The organism is Agrobacterium sp. CGMCC 11546 (genome assembly GCF_013365515.1).
In the GTDB taxonomy this organism is placed as follows: Bacteria; Pseudomonadota; Alphaproteobacteria; order Rhizobiales; family Rhizobiaceae; genus Agrobacterium; species Agrobacterium fabrum.
In genome coordinates this window covers 157,642-173,081 of record NZ_CP047388.1, presented here as the reverse complement: position 1 = coordinate 173,081, position 15,440 = coordinate 157,642, and the positions used below count along the sequence as shown (strand labels likewise).

General features: G+C 58.0%; 13 protein-coding genes. 10 read left to right on the top strand and 3 right to left on the bottom strand.

Going from position 1 to position 15,440, the window contains the following annotated elements:
- Nucleotides 1–7 precede the first annotated feature (7 nt).
- Nucleotides 8–1,036 (top strand): proline racemase family protein, encoded by a 1,029-nt coding sequence (locus tag GSF67_RS15670; RefSeq protein WP_006312377.1) that lies wholly within the window; start codon nt 8–10, stop codon nt 1,034–1,036.
- 149 nt (nt 1,037–1,185) lie between these two features.
- Here the strand turns inward: GSF67_RS15670 and GSF67_RS15665 are convergent, their stop codons facing one another.
- Together GSF67_RS15665 and GSF67_RS15660 are read right to left on the bottom strand one after the other, a co-directional pair.
- Nucleotides 1,186–2,208 (bottom strand): LacI family DNA-binding transcriptional regulator, encoded by a 1,023-nt coding sequence (locus tag GSF67_RS15665; protein ID WP_006312375.1) that lies wholly within the window; start codon nt 2,206–2,208, stop codon nt 1,186–1,188.
- 156 nt (nt 2,209–2,364) lie between these two features.
- Nucleotides 2,365–2,685: a hypothetical protein gene (locus GSF67_RS15660; RefSeq protein WP_035215149.1), complete on the bottom strand. Its 321-nt coding sequence runs from the start codon at nt 2,683–2,685 to the stop codon at nt 2,365–2,367.
- A 295-nt stretch (nt 2,686–2,980) separates the two neighbouring features.
- Between GSF67_RS15660 and GSF67_RS15655 the strand changes: the two genes are divergently transcribed.
- From GSF67_RS15655 to GSF67_RS15625, 7 genes are all read left to right on the top strand, one after another.
- Entirely contained in the window at nt 2,981–3,784 is an 804-nt protein-coding gene (locus GSF67_RS15655) for a transporter substrate-binding domain-containing protein (protein WP_010974073.1), read from the top strand.
- 66 nt (nt 3,785–3,850) lie between these two features.
- The gene (locus GSF67_RS15650) at nt 3,851–4,555 is read left to right on the top strand and encodes an amino acid ABC transporter permease (protein ID WP_006312371.1); all 705 of its coding nucleotides are present in this window, start codon (nt 3,851–3,853) and stop codon (nt 4,553–4,555) included.
- A complete protein-coding gene (locus GSF67_RS15645; protein WP_006312370.1) occupies nt 4,552–5,211 on the top strand; it encodes an amino acid ABC transporter permease in 660 nt (219 codons plus the stop codon). Before GSF67_RS15650 ends, GSF67_RS15645 begins: the two co-directional genes overlap by 4 nt.
- Nucleotides 5,192–5,923 (top strand): amino acid ABC transporter ATP-binding protein, encoded by a 732-nt coding sequence (locus GSF67_RS15640; protein ID WP_006312369.1) that lies wholly within the window; start codon nt 5,192–5,194, stop codon nt 5,921–5,923. Before GSF67_RS15645 ends, GSF67_RS15640 begins: the two co-directional genes overlap by 20 nt.
- 23 nt (nt 5,924–5,946) lie before the next feature.
- On the top strand, nt 5,947–6,882 hold the full coding sequence (locus tag GSF67_RS15635; RefSeq protein WP_128822088.1) for a 2-hydroxyacid dehydrogenase: 936 nt from the start codon (nt 5,947–5,949) through the stop codon (nt 6,880–6,882).
- Nucleotides 6,883–7,107: 225 nt separating this feature from the next.
- Nucleotides 7,108–9,282, top strand: coding sequence for a bifunctional diguanylate cyclase/phosphodiesterase (locus tag GSF67_RS15630; protein WP_128822089.1), 2,175 nt, complete (start codon nt 7,108–7,110; stop codon nt 9,280–9,282).
- A gap of 468 nt (nt 9,283–9,750) precedes the next feature.
- Complete coding sequence (locus GSF67_RS15625; protein ID WP_006311316.1) at nt 9,751–10,818, top strand: porin; 1,068 nt, start codon at nt 9,751–9,753, stop codon at nt 10,816–10,818.
- Nucleotides 10,819–11,008: 190 nt separating this feature from the next.
- Here the strand turns inward: GSF67_RS15625 and GSF67_RS15620 are convergent, their stop codons facing one another.
- On the bottom strand, nt 11,009–12,526 hold the full coding sequence (locus GSF67_RS15620) for an amidohydrolase family protein (RefSeq protein ID WP_006311325.1): 1,518 nt from the start codon (nt 12,524–12,526) through the stop codon (nt 11,009–11,011).
- A 162-nt stretch (nt 12,527–12,688) separates the two neighbouring features.
- Between GSF67_RS15620 and GSF67_RS15615 the strand changes: the two genes are divergently transcribed.
- Both GSF67_RS15615 and GSF67_RS15610 read left to right on the top strand, forming a co-directional pair.
- Entirely contained in the window at nt 12,689–14,254 is a 1,566-nt protein-coding gene (locus tag GSF67_RS15615; protein WP_006311326.1) for an ABC transporter substrate-binding protein, read from the top strand.
- A gap of 217 nt (nt 14,255–14,471) precedes the next feature.
- Nucleotides 14,472–15,440: an ABC transporter permease gene (locus GSF67_RS15610; RefSeq protein WP_176072040.1), complete on the top strand. Its 969-nt coding sequence runs from the start codon at nt 14,472–14,474 to the stop codon at nt 15,438–15,440.

Genomic DNA, 15,440 nt, shown 5'->3' with positions numbered 1-15,440 from the left:
GAACTGAATGCGCAGTATCAAGACCGTTCATGTGATTTCCGCCCATGCGGAAGGTGAAGTCGGGGATGTGATCGTTGGCGGGGTGAAGCCGCCGCCGGGCGAGACAATCTGGGAGCAGAGCCGTTTCATCGCCCGCGATGAGACGCTGCGCAATTTCGTGCTCAACGAACCGCGCGGCGGCGTCTTTCGCCACGTCAACCTGCTGGTGCCGCCGAAACATCCGGACGCGGACGCCGCCTTCATCATCATGGAGCCGGAAGACACGCCACCCATGTCCGGCTCCAATTCCATCTGCGTGTCCACCGTACTTCTGGATGGTGGCATCGTGCCGATGCAGGAGCCGGAAACTCATATGCTGCTGGAAGCGCCGGGCGGGCTGGTGAAGGTGCGCGCGGAATGCCGCAACGGCAAGGCCGAACGCATTTTCGTGCAGAACCTGCCGAGCTTTGCTGCAAAGCTCGATGCCGAACTCGAGGTCGAAGGCCTCGGCAAACTCAAGGTCGATACCGCCTATGGCGGCGACAGCTTCGTTATCGTTGATGCCGAAGCAATGGGGTTCAGCCTGAAGCCGGAGGAGGCGCATGAGATTGCCCGTCTCGGCGTGCGCATCACCAATGCCGCCAACAAGGCTTTGGGTTTCGACCATCCCGAAAACCCGGATTGGCGGCATTTTTCCTTCTGCCTCTTCGCCGGCAAGGTGGAGCGCACGGCGGAAGGCCTCAGGGCAGGGGCGGCGGTCGCCATTCAGCCGGGCAAGGTGGATCGTTCGCCGACCGGCACGGCGCTTTCGGCCCGCATGGCGGTGCTGCATGCACGCGGCGAAATGAAGGAAGGCGAAACGCTGACGGCGGTGTCGCTGATAGGCTCCACCTTCACCGGTCGTATTCTTGGAACGACAACAGTCGGCGACCGCCCGGCCATCCTACCGGAAATCTCCGGCCGTGGCTGGGTCACCGGCATCCACCAGCATATGCTTGATCCGTCCGATCCGTGGCCGGAGGGGTATCGGCTCACGGATACCTGGGGTGCCCGGTAGGGGCATTAGACCGCACTTCCCTCATCCCTGTGCTTGTCACAGGGATCCAGTCAGCCCAAGTCCTTGGGCTGAAAAGACTCCCTTTCGCCGAGGAGACGCACGTCGGCTGGATTCCTGTGGCAAGCACAGGAATAAGGGAAGAGAATGGATCAACCACCCAGCCGCTTCGTCGTCTCCCGCACGATCAGCTCGAAACCGACGTCCACCCGCGCCCCTTCAGGCACAACAGCATCCTTTTCCGGCTCCAATATCGAAAGCAGCAATTCGCCCGCTTTACGTCCGATCATCTGGGCGTCGACGCGGATGGTCGAGATTGCCGGATAACATTGCCGGCCGATATCGAAATCGCCGAAGCCGAGGATGGAAATCCGGTCAGGCACATGAATGCCCCTTCGGTGACATTCCATCAGCGCGCCGACGGCCGAGATATCGGAGACCGCGAAGATGGCCTCGACGTCGGGTGCCTTCGCCAGCAGGGAACCGAGCGTCTTTGCGCCATGGTCGTAGGAAACCGGCGCGCTGCCTTCGCGGATGATGAGATCGTCGGAAATGCCGGCTTCGCGCAGCGCTGCGGAAAAGCCGAGGAGGCGGCTTTCGCCACGCCAGTCCTTCACATCGCCATCGGCCCTTGAGCCAAGTGCTCCAATTTTCGTAAAGCCAAGCGATATCAGATGTTTGGCGGCGGTTCTTCCCACTTCGTAGTTGGAAAAGCCAACCGCGTGATCGATCGGATGTTCGGGCACGTCCCATATCTCCACAATCGGAATGCCGGCCCGCATCAGAACTTCGCTCGCCATCTTGGTATGGACAGTGCCAGCAACGACAATGGCATCCGGGCGGCGCTCCATCATGGTGCGGATGACGCGCTCCTCTTCCAGAAGGTCGTACATCGTGTAGCCGATCAGCAATTGATAATCGGCGGCGCGCAGCGCATTGGCGAGCCCCTGTGTGCTGTCGGCGAAGTTGGAGTTGGTGAGCGTCGGCAAAATGGCGGTGATGAAATTCGTGCGTCGGGAAGACAGCGAACCGGCGATCCGGTCTGGCACATAGCCAAGCTTCTCGATGGCCTTCATCACCTTCTGGCGCGTGTCTTCAGACACCAGCGCCGGATCGGCCAGCACCCGCGAGACCGTCATCTTGGAGACGCCCGCGAGTTTCGAGACGTCGCTCATGGTTGCTTTTTTTGACGTGACTAACGCTGCGGCCAAGGGCGTGCGCTCCACCAAAGCATGTCTCCCTGAATTGGAACCGGTTCAGGACAAGACATACACGAAGATATCAAGGGAAAGCACGCCGCATGATTGCGATTGACGCGGCGTGCACCGGATTTATGCGACGCGTCTATAGACCAGATGGTAAAAACGCCCGTCGCACATGCTCATCATCTCGTCCGTCAGCACCCGGCCTTCCAATCTGACCGGCGAAACCAGCGCTTCCTCCACCGCCTCCATCGACGGATAGTCAATTTCCTGCACCATGATGATCGCCGCCGCATCCGGGTCGGTGCGCTCCGTGCGCATCACCCGCACCGCCTGCGCGTTCGGCATGCGTTTCCAGACCGGCAGAAGCTTTTCTTCGACGATGCGGAAAAACTCCTCCTCCCTACCGGCGTGGATCCTGCCTTCAAAAATTGCCGAGCGTGTATACATGGTTCCCTCCCGAATGAATGCCGATGCAACGGTTCTGTAGATCGGACTTGCAATGATACCGATAACATGCATTATTGATCCTGCCAAGAACGTGAAATGGTGTCGACCAGAGGAAAATCGATAACCAGCCGAAATTGTTGAATTTCATAGGAAATTCTACCGATTTCGGATCTTTGCGTCATCTTGGGAGGAGTTTTTTGCAAATCGGGTTAAAATGTTATCGAGAACATTTTTCGGTTTGCGCAAGGGCCGCTGCTCCCGCGCGGGCAGCCACTACAGGGTTGGAGGAGAAACCATGAGCATATCCAGATTTTTGAAGAACATGACCGTTGCCGTCGGTGTTGCCGCAGCAACGCTTGCCGCCACTACCTCGGCCAATGCCGTTTCGCTGAGCGAGATCACGGCGCGCGGCAAGGTCAAGATCGGTGTTCTCACCGGCGCTCCACCGATGGGCATGGTGGACGAGAAGGGCAATCCTTCCGGTTATGACGTCGACGTCGCCAACCTCATCGGTTCTTACCTGTCACTGCCTGTGGAGCTGGTGCCACTGACGCCGCCGGCGCGTATTCCCGCACTTCAGACCGGCAAGGTCGATTTCCTTGTCGCGACGCTCGCCCCGACAGGTGAACGCGCCAAGACCGTCATGTTCACGCAGCCTTACAGCGCCTTCAACATGGACATCATCTCCGGCAAGGACCAGAAGTTCGAAAATCTCGACAGCCTCAAGGGCAAGCGTGTTTCGGTCAATCGTGGTTCCTCGCAGGAAACCGCGCTGCGCAAGGCCAATGTCGAAGGTCTTGAAATCGTCGTCTACGAAGACGATTCCACCAGCGCCCAGGCACTGCTTGCCGGTCAGGTGGATGCCGTGGCACTGCCGTCCACAGTCGGCGAGGCGATCATCAAGCAGCGTCCGGAAGCCGGTCTGCAGGTTGGCTTCACCTTCTTCCAGCAGGGCAATTCCATGGCGACGAAGATCGAGGATTTCGAGCTGCGCCAGTGGCTGAACACCTCCATCTATCTCATGAAGATGTCGGGCGATCTCGACCGTATCTCGGTGAAGTGGACCGGCCGTCCGCTGCCGCAACTGCCAAGCTTCTGATTGAGCCATTCAACGCGCCCGCCGGGAGAAATTCCGGCGGGCCGGGAAATGTCCACGGAGTGACGCATGTCCTATACATTTCAATTCGGCGCACTTGCCCAATATCAGAACGAATTGTTGAGCGGCATATGGCTGACGATCAAGCTATCGGTCCTCTCCATCGTGCTCGGCTGTGCTTTCGGCATTCTTCTGGCCTCACTGCGGTCCATCAATGGCGGCATCGTCCGCATCATCGTGGACGCCTATGTCGAGGTGATCCGCAACACGCCGTTTCTGGTGCAGTTGTTCATCGTCTATTTCGGCCTGCCGGGTCTCGGCTTTCGCGTCGGGGCGGATACGGCGGCGTTGATCGGCATGACGATCAATCTCGCGGCCTATTCGACGGAAATCATCCGCGCCGGCATCGAGGCGGTGCACAAGTCGCAGATCGAGGCGGGCGAGGCGCTGGGCTTCACGAAATACCAGATCTATCGCCACGTCATCATGGTGCCGGCTATCGCTAAGGTCTATCCGTCGCTGTGCAGCCAGTTCGTGCTGATGATGCTGGCATCGAGCATATGCTCGGCCATTTCCACCCATGAGCTTGCGGCCGCCGCTGCCTTCGTGGAATCGCAGACCTACCGCTCCTTCGAGGTCTATATCGTCGTCACGCTCATCTATCTGGCGCTGGCGCTCAGCCTGCGGCTCATCCTTGCCCTTATCGGCATGTGGCTGTTTGGCCGCCGCGTGGCCCGCAAGACGATGACCGCTTTGCCGGAGGTGCAGTCATGACGCTTCGAACTTTCGGCTGGAACGAATTCGGCTTCCTGCTGACCGCCCTGCAATGGACCGTGCTTCTGACGATCATTGCGCTTATCGGCGGCGGCATCGTCGGCTTTCTCATCGCTCTGGCCCGTACCTCGGACAACAAGCTGCTGCGCATCGCCGCCGGCACCTATATCCAGGTCATTCAGGGCATTCCGGTGCTGATGATCCTGTTCCTGTCCTATTACGGCCTTAGCCTTGCCGGACTGGAACTGCCGCCACTGATCGCCGCCGGCGCATCGATGACGATCTATACATCGGGTTATCTCGCCGAAATCTGGCGCGGCTGCATCCAGGCGGTGCCGAAGCAGCAGTGGGAAGCGTCCGAGTCGCTGGCGCTCACCCGCGCCCAGCAATATCGCTACGTCATCCTGCCGCAGGCGATCCGCATTTCCCTGCCGCCGACCGTCGGTTTTGCTGTTCAGGTCGTCAAGAATACGTCCATCGCATCGATCATCGGTTTCGTCGAACTGGCAAGAGCGGGGCAGCTCATCAACAATGCCACGTTCCAGCCGTTCCGTGTCTTCGTCGCGGTGGCCGTGCTTTATTTCATCGTCTGCTACCCGTTGTCCCAGCTGTCGCGTTTGCTGGAAAGGAGGCTTCATGCCGGAAGTAATCGTTGAAAACGTTCACAAGAGCTTTGGCGCTCTCGAAGTCCTCAAGGGCGTGTCGCTGACCGTCGGTCGCGGTGAAGTCTTTGCCCTCATCGGCCGCTCGGGCTCGGGCAAGAGCACGCTGCTGCGCTGCATGAACGGGTTGGAGAAGATCAATTCGGGCCGCATCGAAATCGCCGGTCATGCGATCGGCGAAGATGCCAAGGCGCTGCGCAAGCTGCGCACCGACGTCGGCATCGTCTTCCAGAGCTACAATCTTTTCCCGCATCTGACGGTCGGTGAGAACATCATGCTCGCGCCGCGCATCGTCAAGGACGTGGCGAAATCGGAAACCAGGGATATCGCCCGCGAAGTTCTGCAACTCGTCGGCCTGTCGGAGAAATTCGATTCCTATCCTGACCAGCTGTCCGGCGGCCAGCAGCAGCGCGTGGCGATTGCCCGCTCGCTCGCCATGCGGCCGAAGGTGATGCTGTTTGACGAGGTGACCTCGGCGCTCGATCCGGAACTGACGGAAGAAGTGCTGACCGTCATGGAAAACCTCGCCAAGGGCGGCATGACCATGATCCTCGTCACCCACGAAATGGCCTTTGCGCGCCGTGTGGCGACCGAAACCATCTTCATGCACAAGGGCAAGATCTGGGAGCAGGGCCGCTCGTCTGAACTCTTCGCCGATCCGCAAACGCCGGAACTCCGGCAATTCGTCAAGGCCGATGTGAAGTAGTTCACCGGCGCAAAGGAAGATCCATGACCACTGAAATCGTACAACTGTGCCCGCTGATCCCGGCACTGGAGGAAGAACTCGCGCAGCGCTTTACCGTGCATCGCCTGTTTGAGGCCGCAGACCAGGCGGCATTCCTTTCCGAAAAGGGTGCTGCAATCCGCGGCGTCGTCACGGGTGGTCATATCGGCCTGCCGGCGGATGTCGGCGCCGCACTCCCCAACCTCGAAATCGTGGTCATCAACGGTGTCGGTTTCGACAAGGTCGATCTGGGAGAGGCCAAGCGACGCAGTTTTCGCGTTTCCAACACACCTGACGTGCTGACTGCTGATGTCGCCGACCTCGCGCTCGGCCTTGTTCTGGCGCAGGCGCGCAAGCTGCCACAGGCCGACCAGCACGTGCGCACGGGGCAATGGCTGAAGGGCGATATGGGTCTTTCCACCCGTGTGGCCGGCCGCCGTTATGGCATTTTCGGCCTCGGCCGGATCGGTCAGGCCATTGCAAAGCGGCTCGAAGGTTTTGACGCACGCATTTCCTATACCGCCAGAAACCGCCGCGATGTCGCCTATGATTATTATGACAGCATCGAGGCTCTGGCCGCCAATTGCGACGTGCTGATCATCGCCGCTGCTGCCACCGCTGAAACCCGCCATATCGTCAATGCGGATGCGCTGAAGGCTCTCGGTCCCCAAGGTGTGCTCGTCAACGTGGCGCGCGGTTCACTGGTGGATGAGACGGCGCTGGTCGAGGCGCTTTCGAGCGGCATGATCGGTGGCGCAGCGCTTGATGTCTTCGAGGATGAGCCACGTGTGCCGGAAGCGCTTTTCGCCTTCGAAAACGTCACGCTTGCCCCGCATATCGGCAGCGGGACGCACCAGACCCGGCGCGCCATGGCTGATCTGGTTCTCGCCAATCTCGACGCGCATTTCGCCGGCAGGGAACTGCCGACACCGGTGGTCTGATACATTCCCCGTCAATACCTGCAATCTTTCGGCGCGGCTTTGTCCGCGCCATTTTGATTTTGGCTGGCGGTAATCCACGCAGGTGCCTGAAGCGGTGTTTACAGCGCAATCCGGCTCGACGTTCATCATTATATAATATGTATAATCCTACTATTCTGCTTCCTTATAAAGTGATGAGGCGGAGAGGTGCGTTCCAAAGGCCCGAAGACACCTGAAGAGAATCGGATGTCGCGAAAAAAGCGCGACATAACGCCATCTGCCTCTCCAGCAATGGGCGAAAATGCTAATCCCTCCGGCCGGCACACGCTACTTGAAGCGATGATCGACCATGTGCCGGATTTTATCTATGCCAAGGATCTGGAAGGGCGCTTTCTTTTTGCCAACCGCGCCATCGTTAATGAAAACGGCTTTGAAAGTGTCGAGGAGCTGATCGGGCTCACCGATTACGACATTCACGGTGAAGCGGCGCGCCACGCCGGCATTCCCGATACCGAAGCGCGGGTAATGCGCACCGGCGAGCCGGATCTCGGTTATGAAGAACGCGCCATGCGCGGGGATGTCGATCGCTGGCTGATGATGTCGCGTGTGCCGCTGAAGGATAAATCCGGCGAGATTATCGGCGTCGTGGGTGCTTCGCGCGATATCACCCAGAAAAAGGCCTCGGAGCGATTGCTTCAGGCGCAGGCGCATATTCTGGAAATGATTGTGGCAGCGGCGCGTATCGAGGATTTCCTCGAGGAATTTGTCAAGGCCATCGAAAATCTGGCCACCGGCCTTGCCTGTGCCGTGCGGGTGTTTGAGGCCGCAGTGGGAGAGCCATCGGTTTATGTTTCCCCCGCGCTTGCGCAGCAGGCGGGACTGACCGCACTCATCTCCAATGTCAGCGATCCCGAAAGCCTCGCCCATTCGGGGGAAGATACGGCCTTCAGTTTCGATATTCCCGCCAGTGAAGGCAAGGCGCATGGTTTCGTCTGGTGCAAGCTGGCCGGCCGCAAGCCGGATGAAGCACTGGTGGAATTTATCGGCGCTGCGGCGCGCATGGCGGGTCTGGCGATAGACCGCAAAAGGGCGGCGGAACACATCGCCTTTCTGGCGGATCATGACATGCTGACCCGGCTACCCAACCGTCGTTTCCTCGATACCCGACTTCCAGAGATATTGGCAGCGGCGGCAAAGGCGAACAGAAGGGTCGGTATCGGATTTCTCGATCTCGATAACTTCAAGCAGATCAATGATACGCTCGGTCACAGCATCGGCGATGCGCTGCTGTCGAAAACCGCAGAGCGCATTGCCGCGAGCCTCAGGCAAAACGATCTCGTTCTGAGGGTAGGTGGCGACGAGTTCGTCATTATTCTCGAAGAGCATAAGGATGACGTCGAAAAGCACCTGCAGCGTATTCGCGCCGCAGTTTCCCAGCCATTGCGCATCCGCAATTACGACATCAAGGTCACCTGCAGCATCGGCATGGCCTTTTTCCCCGAACATGGGAAAACCACGGCGGAAATTGTCGCGGCGGCCGATCTTGCCATGTATGAGGTCAAACATAATGGACGCGACAGCATCGCCACTTTCACACCGAACATGGCGGATGATCTAAGGAAGAAATTCACCCGGATCGAGGAAATGCGCAAAGCCGTGGAAAGGGACGAATTCGTCCTGCATTTCCAGCCGCAGGTTGATCTTGCAAATGGCCGGATCAGCGGTGTTGAGGCGCTGGTGCGCTGGCAGCACCCTACGGAAGGTCTGCTCGGCCCCGTAGAATTCATCGGGCTTGCGGAAGAAACCGGCCTGATCGTGGAACTCGGGGCAAACATCCTCAAAAAGGCCTGCCGCCAGGCGCAGGCATGGGTTGCCGCCGGCCTTTCGCCGGTCAAGATGGCGGTCAACATCTCACCACGTCAGTTTCAGGGCGGGCTGGTGCAGCAGATCAGGTCGGTGCTGAAGGAAACCGGACTGGCGCCCTCCCTGCTGGAAATCGAGATCACCGAGACGCTGATCATTCAGGATGTCGAGACATCGGTGCGGATCATGCACGCCATAAAACAGATGGGCGTCAGCCTGGCGCTGGATGATTTCGGCATCGGCTATTCCTGCCTCGGCATGCTTAAGACATTCCCGCTGTCCTGTATGAAGATAGACCGGTCGTTCCTGACCCACCTGCCGGAAAAAACCAAGGACAGCGCCATCGTCACGATCATGATCCAGCTTGCCGGATCGCTTGGAATCGATGTCATTGCCGAAGGCGTGGAAACCGCCGAGCAGGCGAATTTCCTCCGCACGGCCGGCTGCCCTTACGGTCAGGGCTATTATTTCAGTCGTCCTCTTCCTGCGGATGCGATCGAGGCAACGTTGGCGAACAGGACGATATTCCCCACCGGCCTCTCCGGCGGCAGGTCATAAGCCCCCGCCTTTAACGGATGTGACGGAGCAGCGCACATGCTGCCATGTCTTCCGCAAACCGCCGCGTTATTGCTGCGCATTTTCCTTTCTCGCTCTGGTTCCGCAAGGAAAGTCTTCGCCTCATCCCGCCCATGAGTGCGTTCTCGGTCTCTAGCAGGATTACGCGAGGTTTCGACTTATTCCGTGGCGTAATAATATGATTACTTTAGAAAATTTATTCTTAGTAATAAATAGAACTATTACGTAATAAATGACGAAATTACTATATTTTAAAGTATTAAATTGTTGTAATTTTACTACTTAAGCTGAATGTGTACTTAAATTGTATTTGAGTTTGTTCGATTTGAATTGCGACTCCGCAGTAGTTTCTGTCATTTGCTCAATCAGCGCAGGGAAGCGGGCGGCAGGGAAAGACCAGCCCTCAAATTTGCGCATTTGTTGAAAAAATTTTTTGACTGGAGATTACAAATGAACATCAAGAGTCTTTTGATCGGCTCCGCTGCCGCTCTCGCGGCCGTATCCGGCGCAAAAGCTGCTGACGCCATCGTCGCGGCCGAACCCGAGCCAATGGAATATGTCCGCGTCTGCGACGCCTTCGGTAAGGGCTTCTTCTATATGCCCGGCACCGAAACCTGCCTCAAGTTCCAGGGTTATGTCCGTTTCCAGACCGACTTCGGCCGTGACAAGGCAGGCAAGTCTGACTGGGATTCCTTTACCCGTGCGCAGTTTGAAGTTGATACCCGTACCGACACCGAGCTCGGTGTTCTGCGCGGCTTCATCGGCTTCCAGGGCAATGCTGACAGCGGTTCCGCTGCAGCGTCCACGACGTCCGGCTCGAGCGACAAGGGCTCGGCTGTTTTTGTTGATCAGGCCTTCATCGAACTTGCTGGTCTTAAGGTTGGTAAGTTCACCAGCTGGTGGGACGATGGCCTCGGTGGCGAAACCGACGAACTGGCTTCCAACTCCAAGTTCAACTCCATTCGTTACACCTATGACGCAGGCTCGTTCTGGGCAGGCGTTTCGGTTGACGAACTGGAGGGCGTTTCGGTCAGCTACAACAAGGTCAACTACGACAAGAACGGTAACACCTCCAACAACGTTGGTGTCGCCGCTGGTGTCGGCGCCAAGTTCGACAGCGTTTCCTTCGCTCTTATCGGTGGTTATGACACCGATCGCGAAAACGGCGCTGTCCGCCTGATCGCAGAAGCTGGCGTTGGACCGGGCACTCTCGGCCTGGCCGGTGTCTGGGCTTCCGGCGCAAACGCCTATTACAACGTTTCCGAATGGGCCGTTGCCGCTTCCTACGCCATCAAGGCAACCGACAAGCTGAAGATCACGCCCGGCGTCCAGTATTACAGTGGCTACGGCCTTGCTTCCTGGGATAATTTCTCGAACAACGATGCCTGGAAGGCTGGTCTGACGGTTGATTACAAAATCACTGACGGCTTCTCCACGAGGCTGACTGCGAACTACCTCGACGTCGAAAAGAAGCCTGAAGTTTGGACCGGTTTCGTTCGCCTCGAGCGTTCGTTCTAATCGTCTGCATAAAAAGCATAAGCCGGGTTAGGCAACTCAGATCCACCCCGTTTTCGAACGGGTGAGTCACTAGCTCCAGTCAAAGTTCCTGACATGATGTCAGGTTTGCTCCCCGGACCACTCCAGGCCGGGGAGTTTTTGTCGTGATGCTGGCTAGGGCTTGGGAAGGTGCCTGCCGCCGTCTTTAGATTTAGTGATCTTGACCGGACTCGTGGTCGGTTACTCGGTAGCTCGCGTCGTTCGGCGGACGGGGAGGGTACACCGGTTCGTCGAATGTGCGCAGCAGGCGGCCCCAGCCAGGATCGTGCATATGTGCTTTCAGGCCGGCCCGTTCGGCCAGCGCCATGGCCTCCTGTTGGCCAAAAGTGATGGCGGCATCAACATCTGATGTCAGCACCCGTCCATTATCCATCAGCAATTTACCGTCCACAAAGACGGTGTCGACATCGCTGCCAAGGGCTTGATGCACCAGGCGGTGGACCGGCATCCACATGGGCATCAGATGTGGTTTGCGCATATCGATGATGACGACGTCAGCCTTTTTGCCGATTTCGAGCGAACCAATCTCGTCTTCCATGCCAATGGCGTGGGCCGCATCGATGGTGATCATTTCAAATATCTTGCCTGGCGGCAGCAGGTAGCGGTCGTGATTGTGCAGGAGATGTTGCGTGAATTGTGCCAGGCGCGCCGTCTGCAACATGTCGAAATGGCGGCTTGGGGCGGCACCATCGGTGGTGATTGCGACACGAATGCCTTTCGACATCATTTCCATGACCGGGGTTGCGCGGCCCGGCGGCGCGTGGGTCACGCGGGTGCCGGTCTCGGCCAGTATGTCGATCTCATCATGGGAGATGCCCCAGCAATGCTGAAGGTGAATGTCAGGGCCGAGCAGGGCATTTTCCTTGTCCTGAAACGCCATGCGGATTTGCCCGGCAAAGGCGTCGGAATGAAGCCTGACACCTCTCTTGCGCGCCATCTCGCGTACCCGTCGGGCCTGCATCCTGTCGCCCTCGGTCAGTTTCACAGCCTGATCAGGCGAGGATGCGTTGGACGGTTCGACCGAAGGCACAATGGTGAAAGGCGTCAGGAAAACGCTGATGCGGCCATCGGCGCTCCCATGCAATGTCTCGATCACCGCCTCACTGCCGTCCATCATCTCGTCAAAGCTCACGTCGCGACGTTCGGGCTGACCGCTCTCCCATCGCGTGACGGGATGTGGCCAGGGCAGACCCGAGGGCCCGACGCAGATGATTTCGCGAAGGCCGAGTTCGCTATAGGCGCGGGCATGGTTGATGGCGAAGACGGGGTCATCCGCGCGCGGCATTGACGTGATGATGCTGGCCCCCGTCGTCACCCCGGCGCGCAATCGTTCAATGCCGGAAATCAGCCCGTCGGCATACCAGTAGTCGCGGGTTACGTAGTGATAATAGGTCGGGGTGATGATTTTCATCCACATCGCATTGGTGTCCGCAGCGATGCTGCGAAGAAGCGCGTGGCCGGCATGGCCATGGGCATCGATCAGGCCGGGGATGATCAGCTTTCCCCGGCAGTCAATGACCTCCTTGCCCCCATGGCGGGGTTCCAGTTCATCCACGGTGCCGATGTCGACAATCCTGTCGTCTTCGATGGCCAGCGCGCCGTCTTCAATAATGCGCCGTTCCCTGTCGACCGTGACGATCGTTCCGTGCAGCAGCAGAAAGCCTGTCATATTCCGTCCTCCCTGTTTTGAGCTCGTATCCAAAAACTTACGATTTTGAGTACGATAATTGTCAACAATATTATTGACAATAAGCTTGGGCGAAACAATACTCCCCTTGCCCGACCGGACCGCCTGCCGGTCTTCCAACGATTTATAAAAAGGGGGGATCAAATGTCCCGTATCAGAAGTTTTGTCCTGGCGGCCATGGCTGCCGCAGCCATTGCCGTTCCCGCCCATGCGGAGACGCTCCGCTGGGGTGGTCGCGCCGATCTTTACTCGCTAGACCCATATTCGGTGCCGTCCACATCCAACCTCGCTTTTCTGAACCATATTTATGAGGGCCTCGTTCGTTACGGGCCGGATTTCCAGATTGAGCCTGCACTTGCCACCGAGTGGAAGCTTATCGACGGAAAAGCGTGGCGCTTCACCCTGCGCAAAGGTGTGAAATTCCATGATGGTTCAGATTTCACTGCCGATGATGTCGTAGCGTCTTTTACCCGAGCTTCGGATGCGACGTCGCCACTGCGCGGCAATATTCCTGTTTTTGCTGGCGTCAAAAAGGTGGATGATTACACGGTCGATCTGGAGGTCAGTGCTCCGACGTCGCTTTTCCTCAACGACATCACCAATATCTTCATCTTTAACGCCAAGTGGTTGAAAGATAACAATAGCGAGAAGCCTACCGACTTCGCGTCGAAGGTCGATGGCTACACCACCATGCACACCAACGGCACCGGCCCGTTCAAGCTCGAAAGCCGCGTTCCCGATAGCAAAACTGTTCTCGTTGCAAATGAAGGCTGGTGGGATCAGAAAAAGCACAATCTCGACCGCATCGAATTCGTGCCGATTGCATCTGCGGCAACACGCGTTGCAGCACTCCTGTCAGGTGAAATCGACCTCATCGATTCCGCCCCAATCCAGGATTTGCCGCGCCTTGAATCGTCGCCCAATATCTCGGTCAAGAAGCGCACCGAGCTTCGCACCCTTTTCATCGGCTTCAACCGCCGCGAAAAGCTGGAAGACGGCAAGCCGAACCCCTTCAACGATCTGCGTGTCCGTCAGGCCTTTGAAGCGTCCATTGATCGTGACCTGATCAACAAAAAAGTCATGCGCGGTCTCGCAAGACCGTCCGGCTCGTTGATCGCGCCAGAAATCGCAGGTTATGCCAAGTCGCTCGATACCTTTGAGCCCGCCGATCCGGCCAAGGCGCAGAAGCTGCTGGCCGATGCCGGCATGAAGAACCTCGCCTTCACCTATACCTGCATGAATGATGAGAGCGTCAACGAAGAGGATATCTGCTCGGGCGTTGCCAACATGTTGAAGCGCGGCGGTTTCCAGCCGACCATCGACATCGCACCACGTTCGGTGCAGTCTCCCAAGCGCAATGGCGGCAAGGCTGACGTGTTCAACCTCAGTTGGGCGAACGAACCAACGCTGGACGCTTTCTCGATGCTGTCGCAGATACTCTCGACCCGCAAGGGTGCGATGGGCGTCTCCAATTATGGCGGCTGGTCCAACCCGGAAATTGACAAGCTTGTCGCGCAGGCGGCGCAGGAGCAGGACAATACGAAGCGCCTGGCGCTCGAAGAGGCTGCGTTGAAGATCGCCAAGGACGAGACCATGCTCGTGCCGCTGCACCAGCAGCCGATTGCCTGGGCGATGCTCGCCAAGGTCAAGAGCGTCGACTTCCGCGCCGACAACAAGCCGCGCCATTGGCTGACCCAGCTCGATAAATAAGACGGATTGCAAGTGAGGCGCCGGTCATTCGACCGAGCGCCTTGGTTGTTTTCAGCAGGCATCCGTCTGGCAGCGCGATGATCTGCGTCAGAAATTGTCGACAAAGTTGCAACGGTTTCGTGGTTCTTGGATGCCGCGTAACCTATGCCCCGTCTCTGGAAGAGAATGATCGAACCTGCATGCCCGCGTGGCTCAGGCTCGCGTCCGAGAGGTAACAATGCTGGTTTTCATCATCAAGCGTCTGGGAAATGCCGTGCTGGTCATGCTTTCCGTCGCGCTTATCGCTTTTCTCATCTTTCGGCTGGCGGGTGATCCCGTCGAGCTGATGGTCGGGGAGCAGACCTCGCAGGAGGATCGCGCCGCGCTGCGTGAGCGGCTGGGCCTCAATGACAGTCTACCGACGCAATATCTGCGATTTGTCAAAGACGCAGTACAGGGCAATTTCGGCGTTTCCTATCGCAACGGCCAGCAGGTGCTGCCGCTGATCGCGGAAAGGTTTCCGGCAACGCTTGAGCTGGTGCTGGTGGCCACCGTCATATCGCTGGTCGTCGGCCTGCCTCTGGGCGTTCTGACGGCAATCCGGCGCGGGAAATGGTATACGGAAGGTCTGCAATTCCTCTCGATTGTCGGGGTTTCGCTGCCAAGCTTCGTTGTCGGCATCCTTCTCATTCTGGTGTTTTCCGTTTCCCTCGGCTGGGCGCCGGCCTTTGGTCGCGGCGATGTCGTCCAGCTCGGCTGGTGGTCGACGGGGCTTTTGACGTCATCCGGACGTGCGGCCCTCATCCTTCCGGCCATTGCCCTTTCGCTGTACCAGATCACGCTTGTCATGCGTCTGGTGCGGGCGGAAATGCTTGAAGTTCTGCGATCCGATTTCGTGAAATTTGCGCGGGCGCGCGGCATACCGCGCTGGCGTATCTATTTCCGTCATGCGCTGCGTAACTGTCTGATGCCGGTGGTGACCCTGACGACGATGAATGTCGGCTCGCTCATCGCCTTCGCGCTCATTACGGAAACGGTGTTTCAGTGGCCGGGCATGGGCATGCTGTTCATTCAGGCGGTCACCTTCCTCGATATTCCCGTCATGGCGGCCTATCTCTGCATCATCTCCTTCATCTTCGTTGTCCTCAACACGTTCGTCGATATCGCTTATGCGGTCATCGATCCGCGTCTGCGCACTGCGCGCTAA

What these genes read in the sequence shown, in the direction of transcription:
- GSF67_RS15610 (WP_176072040.1), top strand. Translation starts at nt 14,472, where the DNA reads ATGCTGGTTTTCATCATCAAGCGTCTGGGAAATGCCGTGCTGGTCATG.
- GSF67_RS15665 (WP_006312375.1), bottom strand. Translation starts at nt 2,208, where the DNA reads ATGAGCGACGTCTCGAAACTCGCGGGCGTCTCCAAGATGACGGTCTCG.
- GSF67_RS15630 (WP_128822089.1), top strand. Translation starts at nt 7,108, where the DNA reads ATGTCGCGAAAAAAGCGCGACATAACGCCATCTGCCTCTCCAGCAATG.
- GSF67_RS15615 (WP_006311326.1), top strand. Translation starts at nt 12,689, where the DNA reads ATGTCCCGTATCAGAAGTTTTGTCCTGGCGGCCATGGCTGCCGCAGCC.
- GSF67_RS15640 (WP_006312369.1), top strand. Translation starts at nt 5,192, where the DNA reads ATGCCGGAAGTAATCGTTGAAAACGTTCACAAGAGCTTTGGCGCTCTC.
- GSF67_RS15635 (WP_128822088.1), top strand. Translation starts at nt 5,947, where the DNA reads ATGACCACTGAAATCGTACAACTGTGCCCGCTGATCCCGGCACTGGAG.
- GSF67_RS15620 (WP_006311325.1), bottom strand. Translation starts at nt 12,526, where the DNA reads ATGACAGGCTTTCTGCTGCTGCACGGAACGATCGTCACGGTCGACAGG.
- GSF67_RS15650 (WP_006312371.1), top strand. Translation starts at nt 3,851, where the DNA reads ATGTCCTATACATTTCAATTCGGCGCACTTGCCCAATATCAGAACGAA.
- GSF67_RS15655 (WP_010974073.1), top strand. Translation starts at nt 2,981, where the DNA reads ATGAGCATATCCAGATTTTTGAAGAACATGACCGTTGCCGTCGGTGTT.
- GSF67_RS15660 (WP_035215149.1), bottom strand. Translation starts at nt 2,685, where the DNA reads ATGTATACACGCTCGGCAATTTTTGAAGGCAGGATCCACGCCGGTAGG.
- GSF67_RS15645 (WP_006312370.1), top strand. Translation starts at nt 4,552, where the DNA reads ATGACGCTTCGAACTTTCGGCTGGAACGAATTCGGCTTCCTGCTGACC.
- GSF67_RS15625 (WP_006311316.1), top strand. Translation starts at nt 9,751, where the DNA reads ATGAACATCAAGAGTCTTTTGATCGGCTCCGCTGCCGCTCTCGCGGCC.
- GSF67_RS15670 (WP_006312377.1), top strand. Translation starts at nt 8, where the DNA reads ATGCGCAGTATCAAGACCGTTCATGTGATTTCCGCCCATGCGGAAGGT.